Below are 19,631 nucleotides of genomic sequence, written 5' to 3'. Positions count from 1 at the left end.
CCAGTCGTTGCGTAAGGCGTTCAGGGCGCTCGCCCGCACCAAGGGGAAGCGCGGAGCGTGGCGGTTTCACGCGGAGGCGCGGAGGTCGCGGAGAAAGGCATAATGGGCGGGTGCTCCGTGCCTCCGTGTGAAGCGCGCTTCGTCTATTACAGGAAACATTGCAGTGGCTAAAGCTTCCATCGTGTCCGTGGTCATTACACTGGCAGTCGTCGCGCTGGCATTCTGGCTCAACCCGACCCCCGAGCAGCACCGGGAGCAGATTCGGCAGGCGATTGCCGAGCGCAGTCCCGTCGCGGGTTTGCTCGGACTGGGTGCTTTTACGGCCTTCGTGTCGCACTATCATCCGCTGGGAGTGGCGTCCTACACGATGGTGAATCAGCGTCTGGTTTCCATTGGCGCGTTTGGCGTGGTTGTGGTCCTTGAGTCCATGCCGGCGCAATGAAGTTCTAGCGGACTCGCTAGTCCGTCTCGAAGCGGAGGGTGAGGGTTTCCAGTACCTGGCTGGCGAAGCGCGACACCGCAACCGGCAGGATGCGACCCCGCAACTGACCGAAATAGAGCACGCCGGGCGGGACGTCGCGTACGTCGAGCGGTCTGCTGACCATGCCGCTGCCTTCGGTGTCGATCGGCAGGCCGATCGGAATCTGGAAGGCGAGAATGTCTTCTTCCAGCGCGTGACTGCGCAGAAATTCAAAACTGTCTGACTCGACCACCGGCTGCAAGGTGAGCGAACTGCGCTGCACCGCCAGTTCGAGCAGGTGGCGCACGCCATATTGCGAGGTCGGCAGCGCCACCGGATAACGCAGGCAGTCGCGCAGGCGCAAGGTCCCGGCCTGTGCCAGCGGGTGGTTCGGGCGCATGAGCGCATGAACCGGCTGGCGCACGCGCTGCAGGATCTGAAAGTCCATGAGCCTTAAGGGCTCGAATACCAGTGCAAGATCCGCGCTCATGTCGACCAGCGCCTGCTCGGCGGCGGCACGGTCGCGGACGAGGACTTCGAAGGTGACGGCCGGGTGCGCGCGCCGGTACTGGGCGATCTGGTTGGGCAGGAAGAACGGCAGCAGGGCCTGGCTGCAGGCGATGGAAACATGCCCGCGACGCTCGCCGGTGAGGTCGGAGATCTGGCTCTTGACGCGCTCCATGTCGCTCAACTGGTTGCGTACATGGTGGATCAGGATCTCGCCGGCGGCGGACAGTCGCACGCCGCGGGGCAGGCGCTCGAAAATGGGTACGCCCAGTTCCTCTTCCATCGCGAGGATGCGACGGTTCAGTGCGGTGGATGTGATCGCGAGACTGTCTGCCGCCTTGCGGATGGAGCCGCTGCGAGCAATGACGTCGATGTAGCGCAGCGGCAGAAGATGCTTCATGGCGATGCTCCGTTTTCTGTGATGCAAAATTTGCAGCACAGATGGCGAAAATTAGCAGTATGCCGCGTCAGTGATCCCTGCTCAAATCACTTCCAGACGTTTCCGGAAGACATTTCATGCTGCACACACTCCCGTTCGATATCTCCAGCCTGCACGCCGCCTATGCGCAGGGGCTTGATCCCGCTGCCGTGATGGAGGAGGCCCACCGCCGCATCGGGGCCGCAGGCGATCCGGGCATCTTCCTGCATGTGCTCGAGCCCGCTGCGCTGCAGGCCCAGCTTGCGCAGCTTGGCGCTTTTGATCCCGACAGCAAGCCGCTGTGGGGCATTCCGTTTGCCATCAAGGACAACATCGACGCCGCCGGCGAGCCCACCACCGCAGGCTGCCCAGCCTATGCCTACGAGGCCGGGGCAGACGCCTTCGTCGTCGGTGTGCTGCGTGCCGCGGGGGCAATCCTGATCGGCAAGACCAACCTGGATCAGTTCGCGACCGGACTGGTCGGTGTGCGCACCCCCTTTCCTGTACCGCTCAACGCGCTCGACCCCGCGATCGTGCCGGGCGGATCCAGTTCCGGTTCTGCGGTGGCGGTCGCGCACGGCATCGTGAGTTTCTCGCTGGGCACCGACACCGCCGGGTCGGGCCGGGTGCCGGCGGCGCTGAACGGCATCGTGGGGCTCAAGCCAACGCTCGGTGCGCTTTCGGCGACCGGCGTGGTGCCCGCCTGCCGCACCCTCGATACGATCTCGATCTTCGCGCTGACCGTTGGCGACGCCTACAAGGTGTTCGCCGCTGCGGCAGTGTTCGACCCCGCGGATTCGTACGCGCGACCGCTTGTGCTGGCCGAGAGCCCCGTCGCCGCGCCGACGTTCCGCGTGGGTGTGCCGGATACCGCGAGTCGGCGCTTCTTCGGTGATGCGGTACAGGCGGCGTCCTTCGATGCCACGCTGGAATCCCTGCGTGAGCGGGGGGCGGAGATCGTCGAACTCGACTTCGGTCCGCTCTATGCCATCGCGGAGATGCTTTACGACGGCGTCTGGGTGGCGGAGCGATACACCGTGATCGAGGCGCTGTTGCGCGAGCAGCCCGAGGCTGTGCTGCCGGTGACACGGGCCATCATCCAGCGCGCCGAGAAGTTCTCTGCGGCCGACGCATTCCGCGGTTTCTACCGTCTGCAGGATCTGCGTCGCGAGGCGCTTGCCGTGGCCGATGCGGTCGACCTCCTGTGCGTGCCCTCGATTCCGACCTTCTGCACCGTGGCCGAGCTCGAAGCGGATCCGGTGGGGCCCAATTCCCGCCTCGGAACCTATACCAATTTCGTGAACCTGCTCGACATGTGCGCAATCGCGGTGCCGGTTCGTACGCGTGCCGACGGCAGGCCGGGCAGTGTCACCCTGATCGCCGGCCGCGGGGAGGATGCACGCATCGCGGCAGTCGCCGCGGTGCTGCAGCAGGACTGCGCCGCACCGCTCGGTGCGACCGGCTGGCCCCTGCCTCAGGCTGCCGACGTTTTGCCGGTCGCCAACCGTGACGAGATTGCGCTGGCCGTGGTGGGCGCGCACATGTCGGGTCTGCCGCTCAACCACGAGCTGACCCGCCTCGGTGCCCGCTTTCTGCGCGCCACGCAAACCGCCCCGAACTATCGCTTCTACAGCCTCGCCGGTGGCCCGCCGCGGCGGCCCGGGCTGGTGCGCAGCGAGGCGGGTGCTGCGATCGATCTCGAAGTCTGGGCGCTGCCGCTTTCCCGCTTCGGCGAGTTCATGCGCGGCATTCCGCAGCCGCTCGGCATCGGCACGCTCGATCTGGCGGATGGCAGCCAGGTGAAGGGATTTCTGTGCGAGCCCATGGGCACCGCGGGTGCCGAGGACATTACCCATTTCGGAGGCTGGCGCGCCTACATGGCCGCGCTGGCTTCAACCTGACTACACACCAAGGAGTTCGATCATGCAAAGACGAGATTTCATCAAGGCAGGCGTAGTCGGCGCGAGCGTGCTGCCTTTCCTGCGTCACCTGCCCGCCCACGCAGCGGCCGGCAGCGACACGCTGGTGGTGGTGACCGGTGACGGCATCAACAGCCTCGACCTGCACCGCGCCGGGACCAACCGTCCGAGCTACCAGATTACGGTCAACGTCTACGACCGCCTGGTGCGTTTCGGTGTGAAGACGCTGGAAGATGGCTCGCTGTCCTACGATTCGACCAAGATCGTGCCGGAAGTGGCGGAATCCTGGACCTACTCGAGCGACCGCAAGTCGATCACCTTCAAGCTCAGCCCCAAGGCACGCTTCTGGGATGGTTCGCCGGTGACGGCGGAGGACGTCAAGTGGTCCTTCGATCGGGCAGTGAGCCTGGGCGGTTTTGCCGGTGTGCAGATGAAGGCGGGCTCGATGACCAGTCCGGAGCAGTTCGTGGTGGTCGATGCGCAGACCTTTCGCATCGACCTGCCCGCGCCTTCGAAGCTGACCTTGCCCGACCTCGCGGTGCCGGTGCCCTTCATCATCAACGCCAAGGTCGCCAGGAAACATGCGACCAAGGAAGACCCCTGGGCCACCGAGTACCTGCACAAGACGCCGGCCGGCTCCGGTCCGTTCAAGATTGCGCGCTGGGAACCGGGTCAGCAGTTCGTGTACGAACGCAACGACGCTTGGGCCCTCGGACCCAAGCCGGCGCTGCGCCGCGTGATCGTGCGTGAGGTGCCGTCCGCGGCAACGCGTCGTGCGCTGATCGAGCGCGGCGATGCCGATCTCTACATGGATGTGCCGGCCAAGGACTCAAAGGAGCTCATGGAAGGCGGCAAGGTCAAGGTCTCCGGTGCGCCGATCGACAACTGCCTGCACGTGCTCGGGCTCAGCGTGACGCACAAGCCTTTCGACGATCCGCGTGTGCGCCAGGCCGTCGCCTATGCCCTGCCGTACAAGGACATCCTTTCCGCTGCAGCCTATGGCCGCGGCAAGCCGATGTTCGGTGCTGGTGCGAAAACGCCAGCCACGACCGAGTGGCCGCAGGCTTTCCCCTACGATACCGACCTGGTCAAGGCGCGTGCGCTGCTTGCGGAGGCGGGCCTTGCGGGCGGCTTCGAAACGACGCTGTCCTTCAACCTCGGGCTGGCCGACTGGCAGGAGCCGACCGCGCTGCTGATTCAGGAGGCGCTGGGCAAGATCGGTATCAAGGTCACGCTGGACAAGATTCCGGGTGCCAACTGGCGTACCGCTGCGCTGGTGGAAAAGCGCCTGCCGATGCATCTGGAAAACTTCGGCGGCTGGCTCAACTACCCGGATTACTACTTCTTCTGGGCGTACAAGCATGGGCACCTGTTCAACTCCTCGAACTACAAGAACGAAGAGATGGAGAAGCTCGTGGATGAAACCCTGCACATGGAAGTGAGCGATCCGAAGTACGCGCCCAACATCAAGCGCATGATCGCGATTGCGTTCGCCGACGTGCCGCGCATCCCGCTGTATCAGCCCTATCTGGATGCCGCGCTGGCGAAGAACGTCGGTGGTTACGCCTCGTGGTACCACCGCCAGCTCGACTGCAGCACCATCACCAAGGCCTGAGATATCGTGAGCAGAGCTTCGGTGCCCATGGCGCGCGCACCCATGTCTTCGGGCGGGGTGCGCTGATGCCGACAAAACTCATCCAGATCGGGAAGCGGCTGCTGCAGTCGCTTCCTTCACTGTTCGGTGTGGTGGTCATTTCCTTCGTGCTGACGCGGGCGCTGCCGGGCGATCCGGCGGCCTACTTTGCCGGCGCGATGGCCGACGCTGCGTCCATTGCCCAGGTGCGCGAATCGCTGGGTCTGGACCGGAGCTGGCCGGAGCAGTTCGTTCTCTACGTCGGGCGGCTGTTGCAGGGCGACCTAGGCATGTCGCTCGGCACCGGCGTGCCGGTGATGGAGGAGCTGCTGACGCGGCTGCCGGCTTCGCTGGAGCTCACATTCTGCGGGCTGGGGCTGGCGATCGCGGTGGCGATTCCGCTCGGCGTACTGGCGGCGACCCGTCCCGGCTCGTGGATCGATCATCTGTGCCGCGTGGTGGTGACGGCGGGGGTTTCGCTCCCCACCTTCTTCACCGGACTGTTCCTGATCTACATCTTCTACTTTCTGCTGGGCTGGGCTCCGTCGCCACTGGGGCGGCTGGACATTCTGTATCTCTCGCCCGAGCGCGTGACCGGCTTCTTCCTCATCGACAGCATCATCGCCGGTGACGCCGAGACCTTCTGGGCCAGTCTGCGCCAGCTGGTGCTGCCGGCGATCACCCTGGGCGTGTTCGCGATGGCGCCCATTGCCCGCATGACGCGTGCAGCAATGCTCAATGCGCTGTCCAGCGAATACGTGCGCTCGGCACGCGCCAACGGCCTGTCGCGCTCCACCATCCTGGGCGCCTATGCCTTGCGCAACGCGGCGCTGCCGGTGCTGACGACGCTGGGCATGGTGTTCTCCTTCCTGCTCGGCGCCAACGTGCTGGTCGAGAAGGTGTTCTCGTGGCCGGGCATCGGTTCCTACGCGATCCAGGCGCTGGTGGCGTCCGATTACGCTGCGGTGCAGGGTTTCGTGCTGGCAATGGCCTTGCTGTTCGTTTTCGTCAATCTGCTGATCGACGTGGTGCTGACCCTGGTCGATCCGCGCGTCGGTCTTGACGCCTGAGGACCATTGCAATGATCCGCTTCCTGCGTCATTTCCGTTATGTGATGAGTGAGAACCCGGTGACGGCCGGGGCCTTCTTCCTGTTCTTTGCCATCGTGCTGATCGCCCTGTTCGGCCCGGCGCTGGCACCGTACGACCCGATCGCCACCAGTGCCGCCAATGCATTGCAGGCGCCGTCGTGGGCGCACCCCTTCGGCACCGACCACCTCGGTCGCGACATGCTGAGCCGTGTGATCGTGGCCACCCGGCTCGACCTCGGCATCGCCCTCGCCGCGGTGGCGCTGTCCTTCTTCGTCGGCAGTGCGCTTGGCTGTGCCGCCGGCTTCTGGGGCGGATGGACCGACCGCATCGTCGGCCGGGTGACGGACACCATCATGGCTTTCCCGCTGTTCGTGCTGGCGATGGGTGTGGTTGCCGCGCTGGGCAACTCGGTGGAGAACATCATCTACGCCACGGCCATCATCAACCTGCCGTTCTACGCCCGGGTCGCGCGTTCGGAAACCAGCATTCGCCGCAACGCCGGCTTCGTGCAGGCGGCGCGCCTGTGCGGCTGCACCGATGTGCGCATTCTGGCAACGCATCTCTTTCCAAACATCCTGCCGCCGATGATGGTGCAGGTCTCGCTCAACATGGGCTGGGCAATCCTGAATGCGGCCGGCCTGTCCTTCATCGGGCTGGGCGTGCGTCCGCCCGATGCGGAGTGGGGAATCATGGTTGCAGAGGGCGCGACCTACATCGTGTCCGGCGAATGGTGGATGGCGCTCTTTCCCGGCCTGGCGCTGATGCTGGCGGTGTTCTGTTTCAACCTGCTGGGCGACGGTCTGCGCGACCTGGTCGACCCCCAGCGTCGTACCTGAGGAGCGTTCCGTGTCCACTCATCCCCTGCTGTCGGTGGATCGTCTGTCGGTCGAGTTTCGCACCCGGCACGGCGTCGTCCGTGCCCTTGACGAGGTTTCGCTCACGGTCGAGAAAGGTGAAGTACTCGGTGTGGTGGGCGAGAGCGGCTCCGGCAAATCGGTCACCGCCTATACCGTGCTCGGCCTGCTCGATGCCGCCGGCACGGCTGCCGGAGGCTCGGCCAGCTTCGACGGCATGCCGCTGACCGGCGCGTCGGAGGCCGCCTTGCGCGATCTGCGCGGACGCGAGATCTCGATGATCTTCCAGAACCCGCGCGCCGCACTCAATCCGATTCGCACCGTCGGCCGTCAGATCGAGGACGTGCTGGTGCGCCATTCGCAGGCAACCCGGCTGACCGCACGCGAAAAGGCGATCGAGATGCTCGACAAGGTGCGCATCGTCGACCCCGCCCATCGTTACCACGCCTATCCCTTCGAGCTTTCGGGCGGGATGTGTCAGCGCGTGATGATCGCGATGGCGCTGGCGTGCAATCCGCGCCTGCTGATCGCGGACGAGCCCACGACCGGGCTGGATGTGACCACGCAGAAGGCGACGATGGACCTGATCGCCGACCTGACCCGCGAGCGCAACATGGCGGTGGTGCTGATCACGCACGACCTTGGCCTGGCTGCGGCCTACTGCGACCGTATTGCGGTGATGCAGAAGGGCAAGGTCGTGGAGTCGGCGGCGGTGGCCGACCTGTTCAGACATCCCTCCCACCCCTACACCCGCAAGCTGATCGCGGCGTCGCCGGGACCGGAGACCGATCTTTCAGATCTGACCGCGGTGCCCGACGAGCTTGTCGATGGTCTCGTCGGCACGGCAGCCTCGGGTGAAGCGATGGTCTTGGCGGGTGGCAGCGAAGCGCCTGCCGTCATTGCCCATGCGCCGGCGCGCAGCGACACCGTGCTCGAGGTGGTCGATCTGGTGAAGGTCTTTCCGCGCCGCGATACCGGCGGCGGCTGGCCGTGGCGCCGCGCCGATCCGGCCGAGAGCGAGTTTCGCGCAGTGGATGGGATCTCCTTCAGGCTGCAGCGCGGCGAGAGCCTGGGGCTGGTAGGCGAGTCGGGCTGCGGCAAGTCGACGACGTCGAGCATCATTACCCGCCTGCTCGATCCCAGTTCGGGGGACGTGATCCTGGACGGCGAGAACATCACCACGCACCCCGCGGCGCGCTTTGCCAGTCTGCCGCAGCGCATGAAGATCCAGATGGTGTTCCAGGATCCCACCGACAGCCTCGATCCGCGTTACTCCGCGCAGGATGCGATTGGCGAACCCTTGCGCAGGCTCAAGGGCATGCGCGACGGGCGCAAGATCGCCGCGCGGGTCACGCAGCTTGCCGACATGGTCGGCCTGCCACGCGAGCTGCTGACGCGCTTTCCGCACCAGCTTTCGGGGGGGCAGAAAGCGCGCGTCGGCATCGCCCGCGCGATCGCGGTCGATCCCTTGTTGCTGGTGCTGGACGAGCCGACGTCGGCGCTCGACGTATCGGTGCAGGCGGTCGTGCTGCAGCTGCTCGACCGCCTGAAGCGCGAGCTGGGCATGAGCTATATCTTCGTGTCGCACGACCTCAACGTGGTGCGGTTGCTGTGCGAACGGGTGATCGTGATGAACCGCGGGCGCATCGTCGAAACCGGGACGGCAACCGAGGTCCTGCGCAACCCGCAGGAGGATTACACCCGCACGCTCATCAACGCGATCCCGCACTTTCAGCCCGAGACCATGACCTGAACGCCGCGTTACGCCAGCGCTTATTTGCGTCGTCGGTGATGATGGCGGAAGGTGTTTCGCGCGGAGGCGCGGAGAGCGCGGAGAAAATCCGAATGGACCTTCTCTGCGCTCTCCGCGTCTCCGCGTGAGTCGATTTATGGACTGATTATGGAAACAGGGTGGGTTGCGCACCTGCTCGCCACTGCGGGTACTTGCCCATTACGTGGTTGAAGCACGGACTTGTCGTGATGGTGTTCAGCCAGGCTTGCAGTCGCAGCCAGGGCTGGCCGGCAAACCAGTCGGGGTCGGTGGCGGCGAACTGGCGCACGAAGGGGGCAATCGCCATGTCGGCGAGTGCTGGACGGTTGCCGAACAACCACGCCGTCGCTTCGAGCCGGTGTTCGAGTTCCATCAGGAAGGCGGAGCCTGCGCTGCGATGCGGTGCGGCGTCTGCAGCCGGATAGCGGTTCGGGTACTTGTAGCGGTCGAGGTGGTACTTGAAGCCGCCTTCGCGGTTGCTGTCGTTGCGGGCGATGAGCGCCAGCATCTCGTCGAGCCTGCCCGATGGCGGATTCAGCCAGGCTTGCGGGTCGTGCAAGCGCAGCGCCCACAACATGATGTCGATGCTTTGCTCGATCACCTTGCCGTCGGGCAGGACCAGCACCGGGACGGTGGCTTTGGGCGAGGCAGCGATCAGTTCGGGCGGTTTGTCCCTGAGCACGACCTCGCGTAATTCGACCTGCACGCCACTGGCTGCAATCGCGAGGCGGGCGCGCATCGCATAGGGACAGCGCCGGAACGAATACAGCAGGGGCAGGGCGCCGTCGCTCACGGCTTGGGGCGTGCGGCCTTGTCGTCGGCGCGCTTCTGTTCTGCGGCCAGCGCTTGCTGGCGGCGGCGTTCGCGCAGTTCGGCCTTGCGTTCTTCGGTCGAGTCGCAGCAATGCGGGCAGCTCACGCCATCCTCGTAGTGCTCGGAGGCCTGTTCTTCTGCGGTGAGCGGGTAGCCACAGGCAAGGCAGCGGCCCAGCCCGCCAGGTACCAGCGCGTGGCCGACCGAGACGCGGTCGTCGAACACGAAACATTCACCCTGCCAGGTGCTGTCAGCCTCAGGAATGGTCTCGAGGTATTTGAGGATGCCGCCTTCGAGGTGATAGACCGCCTCGAAGCCCTGCATGCGCATGAAGGCGGTGGATTTCTCGCAGCGGATGCCGCCGGTGCAGAACATCGCCACCCTCGGTTTGTCGGCGAGCAGTCCGCCGGGTGCGGACTCCTTTTCCACCCAGGCTGGCAGTTCGGAAAAACTGCGGGTGTGTGGATCGACCGCGCCGTCGAACGTGCCGATGGCCACCTCGTAGTCGTTGCGGCAATCGACCACCACCACGTCGGGGGCGGCAATCAGCGTGTTCCAGTCCTGCGGCTTGACGTACTCGCCGGCCATGTTGGTGGGTGACACGCCTTCCACGCCAAGGGTGACGATCTCGCGTTTGAGCTTCACCTTCATGCGCTGGAACGGGGGCGTTTCGGCCCACGAGGACTTGTGCTCGAGTTCGGCCAGACGCGGATCACTGCGCAGCCAGGCCAGCACCGCTTCGATGTCTTCGGGCAAGCCGGCGATGGTGCCGTTGATGCCTTCCTCGGCCAGCAGCAGCGTGCCCTTGACCTGATGACGGTTGCAGCAATCCAGCAGCGGGGCTTGCAGCTCTCGGAAATCGGGGAGGCGGACGAACTTGTACAGCGCTGCGGTCAGAAAACGGGACATGGGGAAGGCCGGAATGGAATGCGGCCAATTTTAGCCCGGATTGGTGGCCGGCTTGCACCACGATGAGGGTGCGCGGCAGGCGGTGGGTGTTCAGTTTCCGAACGCGGCCCAGTGCAGCGCTTCGGGCGCAAAGACGAGCAGCATGGTCAGCGCATAGAGGGAGACAAGCGCAACGGTCAGTCCGAGACGGGCGAGGCTCCGGCTGCGCGGGAGGGGCTCGGCGTCGGCGCCGCATAGGCGATGAATGAGTGCGGACATGGGGGCAGGGGCGTGGGAGGCGGCCACCATGACCCCTTGCAGGGCAATGATGGCCGTGTGCGTTTAACCGCGGGTCTGACCGTGGCTGTCGGCCGCTTCCATTTCGGCAGTGGTGTTGGCAAGGATGCTCACATCCTTGGTTTCACGGGTGCCGATGCGATGCGGACGCTCGATCAGGAAGTACAGGACCAGGCCGATCACCACTGCATACACGGTGGATTTCGGATCTGGCATCGCCAGGGTGACCGCAACGATGCCGGCCACGCCGCGCTCGGTCGAGCTCTTGAGCTCTTCCATGCCGACCATGATGCAGATGTAGGCCGTCAGCACCAGGGTGAGCGACAGCGCAATCGGCAGCACCGGCTTGAAGATGCTGACCAGGGGCAGCATGAACAGTGCGATGAAGCCAGTGATCCAGAAGGTGCCGCCGCCGCTGTAGATGGAGTCCATCGCCTTGCGGCCGAGTGCATAGCGCTCGGCAACCGTGGCGTGCGCAGCCGTCCACAACGGGCCGGCCAGGCCGGGCCACGGCGCGAAGAAGGCGTGGATGCCGTTACGGATGGCGGTCACCAGGTGAACGCGGGTGATGCCCTCTTCGATCTTCTCGTCTTCACGCAGGTGGTCGACCCGCTTCACCAGGGTGAAGCCGACCACGATGTCGCCGAAGGCGATCACGTAGGCAATGATGGCGGTCGGGAGCGCGAGCAGGAAGGTGCTGGCGTCGGGCAGGCCAGTGGAGAACACCAGGTAGTTCCACATCAGCTTGAAGTCGGGATTGGTGATGCCCCACTGCACGTCCGGCCACGGGTACTCACCCACGGCCCAGCCGACCAGCATGGCCAGGATCATGCCGGGCACCATGCCGAAGTTGGAGATGCGCTTGGCCCATACGTTGTTCTCGACGATGCTCTTGAACGACAGCGAGAACAGCACGTAAGCCGACACGATTGAGCCGATGATCAGCGAGATGGGTGTGTTGTCGATACGGCCACCGACCTTCAGTTCGCCCATCATCGCAGCGATACCGGCGCCGATGATGATGCCGGACTTGAGCGAGTTGGGGATGATGGTGACCAAACGGTTGCCGAGACCGGTGATGCCCAGGATCAGGAAGATCGCGAACACTTCGATCTGCAGCGCGAACAGCGCCTTGATCGCCTCGGGGCCGGGCTCGAAGCCTTGCAGGAAGAGGATCACCACCGGAATGGCCGGGGTGATCCAGCCCGGTACCAGTGGCACCCCGAGCAGGGCGGGCAGCATGTAGCCGACACCGGCGATCACGCAGAAGGCGAGCGCAGCCTCGTAAGGCATGCCGAGATACTTCTGCAGCAGCGGAATCATCGCCAGGCCGACCACGAACATGATCAGGCCCTGGATCATCTCGGGATATTCCCAGCGATAGTGGATGAAGGGCAGCCGGATCTTGAAGGGGCCAAATGGCCAGTAGGGCTGTTCGGCCCCGTGAGGGCGTTGCATGGACACGATGTCTCTCCTCGTCTGTTAAAAGTTGTTTGTTGATGCTGTCGTGCGGGCTTGATTACATGTTCGGGTAGTTGGGGCCGCCGCTGCCTTCGGGCACCGCCCAGTCGATGTTCTGCGTCGGGTCCTTAATGTCGCAGGTCTTGCAGTGCAGGCAGTTCTGGGCGTTGATCTGCAGGCGCGGGCCCTGTTCTTCGCGCACGATTTCATACACGCCGGCCGGGCAGTAGCGCTGCTCGGGGGCCTCGAAATCGGCGAGGTTGGTGACGATGGGCGTCAGCGGATTCTTCAGCCGCAGGTGACAGGGCTGCTCTTCCTCGTGGTTGGTGGCCGAGATGAAGACCGATGACAGGCGGTCGAAGCTGATCTTGCCGTCCGGCTTCGGATAGACGATCTGCTCGCAGTCGGCCGCCTTCTTCAGCTGGGTGTGGTCGGCATGGTTGCGCAGGGTCCATGGCGCACGCCCGCGGAACAGGAAGGTGTCGATGGCGCTGTAGGCGATGCCGCCCCACAGGCCCCAGCGGAAGGACGGGCGGACGTTGCGCACCGAGTACAGTTCGTCCCACAGCCAGCTCGCCTTGAGGCGCTCGGGGTAGCCCGTGACTTCAGTCGTCTTTGCATCGTCGGCGGTCAGGTGCGCGAACAGTGCAGCAGCGGCTTCGATGCCCGACTTCATCGACATGTGGGTGCCCTTGATCTTGGGCACGTTTAGGAAGCCTGCGGTGTCGCCGACCAGCATGCCGCCCGGGAACGTGAGCTTGGGCAGGGACTGGAAGCCGCCTTCCGACAGCGCACGTGCGCCATACGACACGCGGCGGCCGCCTTCGAAGTACTTGCGGATCTCGGGGTGGGTCTTGAAGCGCTGGAACTCTTCGTACGGCGACAGCCAGGGGTTGCTGTAGTCGAGGCCGACGACAAAGCCCACCGACACCAGGTTGCCTTCGAGGTGATACAGGAAGGAGCCACCGTAGGTGTCCGACTTCAGCGGCCAGCCGGCGGTATGCACCGTGAGGCCGGGGCGATGGACGGCCGGATCGACCTCCCACAACTCCTTGATGCCGATGCCGTAGGTTTGCGGGTCGGCATCGCGGCGCAGGTCGTAACGCGCCATCAGACCCTTGGTGAGCGAACCACGGCAGCCCTCCGAGAACACCGTCTGGCGCGCATGTAGCTCCATGCCTTGCTGGTAGTTGGGGCCTGGTTCGCCGTTGCGGGTCACGCCCATGTCGCCGGTGGCGATGCCACGTACCGCACCGGCTTCGTCGAACAGCACTTCGGCGGCGGCGAAGCCGGGGTAGATCTCCACGCCCAGCGCCTCGGCCTGTTCACCCAGCCAGCGGCAGAAGTTGCCCAGGCTGATGATGTAGTTGCCTTCGTTGTGCATCTGCGGCGGCGTCGGCAGCTTGCGCGCGCCCTTTTCCGACAGCAGCATGAAGTGGTCTTCGGTGACCGGGGTGTTGAGCGGGGCGCCGCGTTCCTTCCAGTCGGGGAAGAGCTCGTTGAGCGCGCGCGGCTCGATCACTGCGCCGGACAGAATGTGCGCGCCAACTTCCGAACCTTTCTCCACCACGCACACCGACAGTTCGCGCCCCGCCTTTTCGGCAAGCTGCTTGAGCCGGATCGCGGTGCTCAGCCCCGAGGGGCCGGCGCCGACGATGACGACATCGTATTCCATCGATTCGCGGCTCATCAGAACAGCTCCTCGGGCAGTGCCAGCACGGATTCGGCGCCATTCACGATGGCGTCGCGCAGGCTGTTGGCCTCGGGCAGCACGTGCTCGACGAAATAGCGCGCGGTGACGAGCTTGGCGCCGTAGAAGCCGGCATCCGGCCCCTGCATGCGCTCGATCGCAATTGCGGTGCTGCGTGCCATCAGCCAGGCGCCCGCCACCGTGCCGGCGAGCTTGAGGAAAGGCACGGCACCCGCTGCGGCCGCCTGCGGGTTGCGTTCGTAGTTGGCCAGCAGCCAGTCGGTGGCTTCGCGCAGGGCGAGGATGCCCTTGCCGAAGGACGCGCCGATCTTCTGCAGCTGGCTGTCGGCGTGCGCTTCGAGTTGAGCCCGGGTTACGGACATCTCCTCGATGAGGGCTGCCATGGCGTGACCGCCTTCCCGGGCCACCTTGCGTCCGATCAGGTCATTGGCCTGGATGGCGGTCGTGCCTTCGTAGATGGTAGTGATGCGGGCGTCGCGCATGTGCTGGCAGGCGCCGGTTTCTTCGATGAAGCCCATGCCGCCGTGTACCTGGATACCGTTCCAGGTCACGCTCTGCGCGGTTTCGGTGCACCAGCCCTTGACCACAGGGGTGAGCAGTTCGAGCCGGCTCTGGTTGTCCTTGCGCACGTTCTCGTCGGCGTCGCTGCGGGCGCGGTCCATGCAGCCGGCAACGTAGTAGGCGAGGGCGCGCGTGGCCTCGGTGCGGGCCTTCATGTCCATCAGCATGCGACGCACGTCGGGGTGATGCAGGATGGGCTTGGTCTCGCCCGACCTGTCGCCGATGATGCGGCCCTGCACGCGTTCGCGGGCATAGCCGAGCGCGGCCTGATAGGCGCGTTCGGCAATCGCCACGCCTTCGAGGCCGACGTTGAGGCGGGCATGGTTCATCATCGTGAACATGTACTCGAGGCCACGGTTGGGTTCGCCCACCAGGTAGCCGATCGCGCCTTCCTTCTCGCCGAACACCATCACTGCGGTGGGGGAAGCGTGGATGCCCATCTTGTGTTCGATCGATGCGCATACCAGATCGTTGCGGGCGCCGAGGCTGCCGTCGGCATTGACCAGGAACTTGGGCGCGACGAAGAGCGAGATGCCCTTCACCCCCGGCGGTGCGTCGGGCAGGCGTGCGAGCACGAGGTGGATGATGTTCTCCGCCATGTCGTGCTCACCCCAGGTGATGAAGATTTTGGTGCCGGAGAGCGCGTAGCTGCCGTCACCACGTGGCTCGGCCTTGCTGCGTACCGCAGCGAGGTCGGAGCCGGCCTGAGGCTCGGTCAGGTTCATGGTGCCGGTCCATTTGCCGGACACCATGTTCGGGAGATAGGTCGATTTCAGCTCGTCGCTGCCATGATGGGCGATGGCTTCAACCGCACCCAGGGTCAGCATCTGGCACAGCGAGAACGACATGTTGGCCGACTTCCACATCTCCAGTACGGCGGTGGAGACGGTGACCGGCAGGCCCTGGCCGCCGAACTCGGTGGATGAGGGCATGCCGTTCCAGCCGGTGTCGCAGAACACCTCGTAGGCCTGCTTGAAACCGTCGGCGGTGCTGACTTCGCCGTCGTGCCAGGTGTTGCCCTGACGATCGCCCGAAGCGTTGATCGGCGCCAGCACTTCGGCTGCGAACTTGCCGGCTTCGTCGAGAATGGCCTCGACGAGATCGGCGCTGACGTCCTCATTGCCCGGCAGCGAGTAGATGTCCTCAAGTCCGGCGAGTTCGTTCATTGCGAACAGCATGTCGCGTACGGGAGCGGTGTAAGTGGTCATGTGCGTGTTCCTTGTGTCGTTGGGTGCAGGCCTGGCACGCCGCAGTGCGCGGTGGCACGGCGGCGGAGCGCGTCAGCCGATTGCCGAAGCGGATTTCGCCTGATCGCGCAGCACGAATTTCTGGATCTTTCCGGTCGAGGTCTTGGGCAGGACGCAGAACTCGATGTGCTTGGGCACCTTGTAGCGGGCCAGATGCTCGCGGCAGTGAGCGACGATGTCGTCGGCGGTGACGTTCGCGCCTTCCTTGACCTCGATGAAGGCGGCCGGGACTTCACCCCATTTCTCGTCGGGGCGGGCGACGACGGCTGCAGTCATGACCGCGGGGTGGCGATACAGCACCTCCTCGACCTCAAGCGACGAGATGTTCTCGCCGCCGGAGATGATCACGTCCTTGGAGCGGTCCTTGATCTTCACGTAGCCGTCCGGGTGCATCACCGCGAGGTCGCCGGTGCGGAACCAGCCGCCTGCAAAGGCTTCGGCAGTGGCCTTGGGGTTCTTCAGGTAGCCCTTCATCACCAGATTGCCGCGGAACATGATCTCGCCCATGGTCTCGCCATCGGCGGGCACCGGTTGCAGGGTGTCGGTGTCGAGCACGGTGATCGCTTCCTGCATGTGGTAACGCACGCCCTGACGGCCGTTGCGCTCGGCGCGCCTGTCGATCGGCAAGGCATCCCATTCGGGGTGCTTGGCGCAGACGGAAGCCGGGCCGTAGGTCTCGGTGAGGCCATAGACATGGGTGATGTCGAAGCCGATGCGCTCCATGCCTTCGATGATGGCGGCCGGGGGCGCCGCACCGGCGATGAGGGCCGACACCTTGTGCTCGATGCCGGCACGCAAGGCTTCGTTGGCATTGATCAGCATGCCGTGGACGATGGGGGCGCCGCAGAAGTGCGTGACCTTGTGCTTGCGGATCAGCTCATAGATCAGTGCCACGTCGACCTTGCGCAGGCACACGTTCACGCCGGCATTGGCGGCGATGGTCCAGGGGAAGCACCAGCCGTTGCAGTGGAACATCGGCAGCGTCCACAGATAGACGGCGTGCTGCGGCATGCCCCAGCTGATGATGTTTGAGGCGGCGTTGAGATAGGCGCCGCGGTGGTGGTAGACCACCCCTTTGGGGTTGCCGGTGGTGCCCGAGGTGTAGTTGAGGGCGATTGCGTCCCACTCGTCTGCGGGCAGCTTCCACTCGAAGTCGGGCTTGCCGGTGTCGAGGAAGGCTTCATACTCGATCGAGCCGAGGCATTCGGTGGAAGGAAATTCCGGGTCGAGCGCATCGATGATCAGCGGCTTCTCGCCTTCGAGCCTGTCGAGGGCTGGGCGGACGATGGCTGCGAACTCGGGGTCGGTGATCAGCACCCTGGCCTCTCCGTGCGACAGCATGAAGGCGATCGCTTCGGGGTCGAGGCGGGTGTTGAGGGTGTTGAGCACGGCGCCGGTCATCGGCACGCCGAAATGCACCTCGACCATGGCTGGCACGTTGGGCAGCATGACCGCGACCGTGTCGCCCTTGCCGATGCCATGCTGGGTGAGCGCGCTTGCCAGGCGGCGGCAGCGCTCGTAGGTTTGCTTCCAGGTGAATTGACGGGCACCGTGAATCACGCTGACACGATCGGGATACACGTAGGCGCTGCGTTCAATGAAGCTCAGGGGCGACAGCGGTACAAAGTTCGCTGCATTCTTGTCCAGGCCCTGCTCGTAAGGATTGTTCGACACCCCTTGCTCCTCCATGACGTTTTTATGAAAACCCTTGCCGGTGGTCCGGCAGTCACCGCGCGTCTGCAACCCGGAAACCGCCAGGCGAGCTGGCTGGCAGTGGTCGATCTGCGCTGCGGGTGCAGAATGACAAACAAACTTGTCGCCAATTTCGAGGAAATGTACTGAATCTTGTCGGCGCTGCCCCGTGGCTTGCGGGCCGACTAGAATCAGTCCGTACCCGGAGAATGCGGGAGTGCAGGAATGAGTGAATCGGCATGACATCAGGGCAGGTGCCAGCTGCGGCTGGCGACACGAACAAACCGGTAATCAGTGACCGCCGTTATCGCGAGATGACGGCTGCAGGGCTCGATCTGCTTGATCAGGGGGTGACGGTTTTCGACCGCAACCTGCGTCTGGTCGCGTGCAATCGCACCTTCCTGCGCCTGCTCGACTTCCCCGACACGATGGCCGAGCCCGGGCTACCGTTCGAGGCTTTCATCCGCTACAACGCAAATCGTGGCGAGTACGGGCCGGGCGACCCCGACCTGCAGGTGAGCGAACGGGTGGAGGCCGCGCGTGCGTTCAAGCCCCACGAAACCCGGCGTCGCCGTCCGGATGGCACGCTGTTGCTGATCCGTGGCTTTCCGCTGCCACACGACGGCTTCATCGCGCTGTACTCGGACATCACCGAGCTCGATGCCAAGCAGGCCCAGATCGAACGTCAGCAGATCGAGCAGGAGGCCGCCATCGAGCGCCGTACCGCCGAGCTGACCCGCTCCAATGCCGAGCTCACCGCCGCCATCGAGGACAACCGCCGGATTACCGCGGCGCTGCGTTTCAGCGAGGCCAGGCTACGTCAGATCACCGACACCATTCCGGCGCATATCGCCTACTTCGACAATCAGTGGATCTACCGTTACGCCAACCGCAGTTATGCGGAGTGGTTCGGGTGGACCAGCGAAACCATGGCAAACCAGCCCATCCGCGAAGTGATCGGGCTGCAGGTGTTCGAGGCCGTGGAAGACGCGGTGGGGCGGGCGCTTGAAGGCGAGGAGGTGTCCTACGAGTACTCGCTCATCGCGCCCGACGGCATGATGCGCTTCGCCCGCAGCACGCTCGTGCCTGACGTGGGGCCGGATGGCGAGGTGATCGGCTGTTTTGTCCATGCGGTCGATATCACCGAACAGCGGCGCACCTTCAGCGCCCTTGCGCAGGCGCAGAAAATGGAAGCCATCGGCCAGCTCACCGGTGGCCTCGCGCACGACTTCAACAACATGCTGACCGTCGTGATGGGCAACCTCGCCGGTCTGCGCGAGGCGCTGCCCGGGCATCCGGTGATCGAAGAGTTTGTCGATCCGACGCTGGAAGCCGCGGAGCGGGGCTCCACGCTGATCAAGCGCCTGCTCACCTTCTCGCGCCAGCAGCCGATGGCGCCGGAGCCGGTCGAGGTCAACGAGCTCGTGCTCAGCTTGGCGCGCCTGATCCGGCGCTCTGTGCCGGGCAATATCTCCATCCTCACCCAGTCGAAAACCGATCAGCTGGTCGCCATGGTCGACGCGCATCAGCTGGAGAGTGCGCTGCTCAATCTGGCGCTGAATGCGCGCGATGCGATGCCGAATGGCGGCGCGCTGTGCATCGAGTCTTCGCTCGAAGCGCTGGGGCGCGCGGAGGCGGCCGACCTCGAACTGCCGCCCGGCAGCTATGTGCAGATCGCCGTGAGCGACAACGGCATGGGCATGGACGGGGCGACCGTTGCCCGCGTGTTCGAGCCTTTCTTCACCACCAAGAAGTTTGGCATGGGCAGTGGTCTGGGCATGGCCATGGTGTACGGCTTCATCAAGCAGTCCGGCGGTGGCGTGCGCATTCGCAGCCGCCAGGCGGTCGGTACCACGGTTGCGCTGATCCTGCCGTGCGCAGCCCGCCCCGCCGTGACCTTGCACCTGGATGCGCCTGCTGCGGTCGGGATGGATCTCAAGGACCGCCTCGTGCTGCTTGTCGAGGACGATGATGACGTGCGCAAGGTGGTGCGAAAGCAGCTGGCTTCGCTCGGGTGCACCGTGCTGGAGGCGGAAAGCGGCAACGAGGCGGCCGACATGGTGGAAAACGTCGCGTCAATCGCGCTCGTGCTGTCCGACGTGGTCATGCCCGGCGGCATGGACGGACGCGCGCTGGCGCGTTTCGTGAGACGCTTCCGTCCCGATCTTCCGGTGGTGCTGATGAGCGGTTACGCGAGTTCGGAGCCGGGGCGCAGAGGCGATGATGACGTCCCGATGCTGGACAAACCCTTCAGCCGCGATAAGCTTGCGGCAGCGCTCACATCCTTGGGGCGCTAGACGGGTACATC

Annotated in this window: 15 protein-coding genes; 7 read left to right on the top strand and 8 right to left on the bottom strand. The window is 64.8% G+C overall.

Going from position 1 to position 19,631, the window contains the following annotated elements:
• Nucleotides 1–163 precede the first annotated feature (163 nt).
• Entirely contained in the window at nt 164–442 is a 279-nt protein-coding gene (locus CEW83_RS09365; protein WP_108949101.1) for a hypothetical protein, read from the top strand.
• Between the two features lie 16 nt (nt 443–458).
• On the opposite strand, the gene CEW83_RS09360 is transcribed toward CEW83_RS09365, so the two are convergent.
• On the bottom strand, nt 459–1,367 hold the full coding sequence (locus CEW83_RS09360) for a LysR family transcriptional regulator (protein ID WP_108949100.1): 909 nt from the start codon (nt 1,365–1,367) through the stop codon (nt 459–461).
• 116 nt (nt 1,368–1,483) lie between these two features.
• Between CEW83_RS09360 and atzF the strand changes: the two genes are divergently transcribed.
• The 5 genes from atzF to CEW83_RS09335 all read left to right on the top strand — a co-directional run bounded on the left by atzF (nt 1,484) and on the right by CEW83_RS09335 (nt 8,635).
• A complete protein-coding gene (gene atzF / locus CEW83_RS09355; protein ID WP_108949099.1) occupies nt 1,484–3,286 on the top strand; it encodes an allophanate hydrolase in 1,803 nt (600 codons plus the stop codon).
• Between the two features lie 22 nt (nt 3,287–3,308).
• Entirely contained in the window at nt 3,309–4,919 is a 1,611-nt protein-coding gene (locus tag CEW83_RS09350; RefSeq protein WP_108949098.1) for an ABC transporter substrate-binding protein, read from the top strand.
• Nucleotides 4,920–4,984: 65 nt separating this feature from the next.
• Nucleotides 4,985–6,007, top strand: coding sequence for an ABC transporter permease (locus tag CEW83_RS09345; RefSeq protein WP_108949097.1), 1,023 nt, complete (start codon nt 4,985–4,987; stop codon nt 6,005–6,007).
• An 11-nt stretch (nt 6,008–6,018) separates the two neighbouring features.
• Nucleotides 6,019–6,864, top strand: a complete 846-nt coding sequence (locus tag CEW83_RS09340) for an ABC transporter permease (protein ID WP_108949096.1) — start codon at nt 6,019–6,021, stop codon at nt 6,862–6,864.
• A 10-nt stretch (nt 6,865–6,874) separates the two neighbouring features.
• On the top strand, nt 6,875–8,635 hold the full coding sequence (locus CEW83_RS09335; protein ID WP_108949095.1) for a dipeptide ABC transporter ATP-binding protein: 1,761 nt from the start codon (nt 6,875–6,877) through the stop codon (nt 8,633–8,635).
• Between the two features lie 145 nt (nt 8,636–8,780).
• Here the strand turns inward: CEW83_RS09335 and CEW83_RS09330 are convergent, their stop codons facing one another.
• From CEW83_RS09330 to CEW83_RS09300, 7 genes are all read right to left on the bottom strand, one after another.
• Entirely contained in the window at nt 8,781–9,446 is a 666-nt protein-coding gene (locus CEW83_RS09330) for a glutathione S-transferase (RefSeq protein ID WP_234419042.1), read from the bottom strand.
• Entirely contained in the window at nt 9,443–10,375 is a 933-nt protein-coding gene (locus tag CEW83_RS09325) for a rhodanese-related sulfurtransferase (protein WP_108949094.1), read from the bottom strand. Before CEW83_RS09325 ends, CEW83_RS09330 begins: the two co-directional genes overlap by 4 nt.
• Before the next feature lie 90 nt (nt 10,376–10,465).
• The gene (locus CEW83_RS09320; RefSeq protein WP_159099435.1) at nt 10,466–10,633 is read right to left on the bottom strand and encodes a hypothetical protein; all 168 of its coding nucleotides are present in this window, start codon (nt 10,631–10,633) and stop codon (nt 10,466–10,468) included.
• A 63-nt stretch (nt 10,634–10,696) separates the two neighbouring features.
• On the bottom strand, nt 10,697–12,109 hold the full coding sequence (locus CEW83_RS09315) for a solute carrier family 23 protein (protein ID WP_234419076.1): 1,413 nt from the start codon (nt 12,107–12,109) through the stop codon (nt 10,697–10,699).
• 61 nt (nt 12,110–12,170) lie between these two features.
• The gene (locus CEW83_RS09310; protein WP_108949091.1) at nt 12,171–13,802 is read right to left on the bottom strand and encodes an electron transfer flavoprotein-ubiquinone oxidoreductase; all 1,632 of its coding nucleotides are present in this window, start codon (nt 13,800–13,802) and stop codon (nt 12,171–12,173) included.
• Nucleotides 13,802–15,592: an acyl-CoA dehydrogenase gene (locus tag CEW83_RS09305; protein WP_108949090.1), complete on the bottom strand. Its 1,791-nt coding sequence runs from the start codon at nt 15,590–15,592 to the stop codon at nt 13,802–13,804. Before CEW83_RS09305 ends, CEW83_RS09310 begins: the two co-directional genes overlap by 1 nt.
• Nucleotides 15,593–15,664: 72 nt before the next feature.
• Entirely contained in the window at nt 15,665–17,305 is a 1,641-nt protein-coding gene (locus tag CEW83_RS09300; protein WP_234419041.1) for an acyl-CoA synthetase, read from the bottom strand.
• A 257-nt stretch (nt 17,306–17,562) separates the two neighbouring features.
• Here CEW83_RS09300 and CEW83_RS09295 point away from each other — a divergent pair, with 257 nt between their 5' ends.
• Nucleotides 17,563–19,620 carry a PAS-domain containing protein gene (locus CEW83_RS09295; RefSeq protein WP_234419040.1) on the top strand — a complete coding sequence of 686 codons (2,058 nt, stop codon included), beginning with the start codon at nt 17,563–17,565 and terminating at the stop codon, nt 19,618–19,620.
• Nucleotides 19,621–19,631 lie beyond the last annotated feature (11 nt).

It is taken from the genome of Parazoarcus communis (genome assembly GCF_003111645.1).
In the GTDB taxonomy this organism is placed as follows: Bacteria; Pseudomonadota; Gammaproteobacteria; order Burkholderiales; family Rhodocyclaceae; genus Parazoarcus; species Parazoarcus communis_A.
Note: the sequence above shows the minus strand (reverse complement) of the source record. Positions and strands in the feature narration are given on the sequence as shown.

Coding starts and splice junctions, on each gene's coding strand:
- CEW83_RS09315 (WP_234419076.1), bottom strand. CDS start 12,109: ATGCAACGCCCTCACGGGGCCGAACAGCCCTACTGGCCATTTGGCCCC.
- atzF (WP_108949099.1), top strand. CDS start 1,484: ATGCTGCACACACTCCCGTTCGATATCTCCAGCCTGCACGCCGCCTAT.
- CEW83_RS09310 (WP_108949091.1), bottom strand. CDS start 13,802: ATGAGCCGCGAATCGATGGAATACGATGTCGTCATCGTCGGCGCCGGC.
- CEW83_RS09305 (WP_108949090.1), bottom strand. CDS start 15,592: ATGACCACTTACACCGCTCCCGTACGCGACATGCTGTTCGCAATGAAC.
- CEW83_RS09350 (WP_108949098.1), top strand. CDS start 3,309: ATGCAAAGACGAGATTTCATCAAGGCAGGCGTAGTCGGCGCGAGCGTG.
- CEW83_RS09345 (WP_108949097.1), top strand. CDS start 4,985: ATGCCGACAAAACTCATCCAGATCGGGAAGCGGCTGCTGCAGTCGCTT.
- CEW83_RS09320 (WP_159099435.1), bottom strand. CDS start 10,633: ATGTCCGCACTCATTCATCGCCTATGCGGCGCCGACGCCGAGCCCCTC.
- CEW83_RS09325 (WP_108949094.1), bottom strand. CDS start 10,375: ATGTCCCGTTTTCTGACCGCAGCGCTGTACAAGTTCGTCCGCCTCCCC.
- CEW83_RS09340 (WP_108949096.1), top strand. CDS start 6,019: ATGATCCGCTTCCTGCGTCATTTCCGTTATGTGATGAGTGAGAACCCG.
- CEW83_RS09295 (WP_234419040.1), top strand. CDS start 17,563: ATGACATCAGGGCAGGTGCCAGCTGCGGCTGGCGACACGAACAAACCG.
- CEW83_RS09360 (WP_108949100.1), bottom strand. CDS start 1,367: ATGAAGCATCTTCTGCCGCTGCGCTACATCGACGTCATTGCTCGCAGC.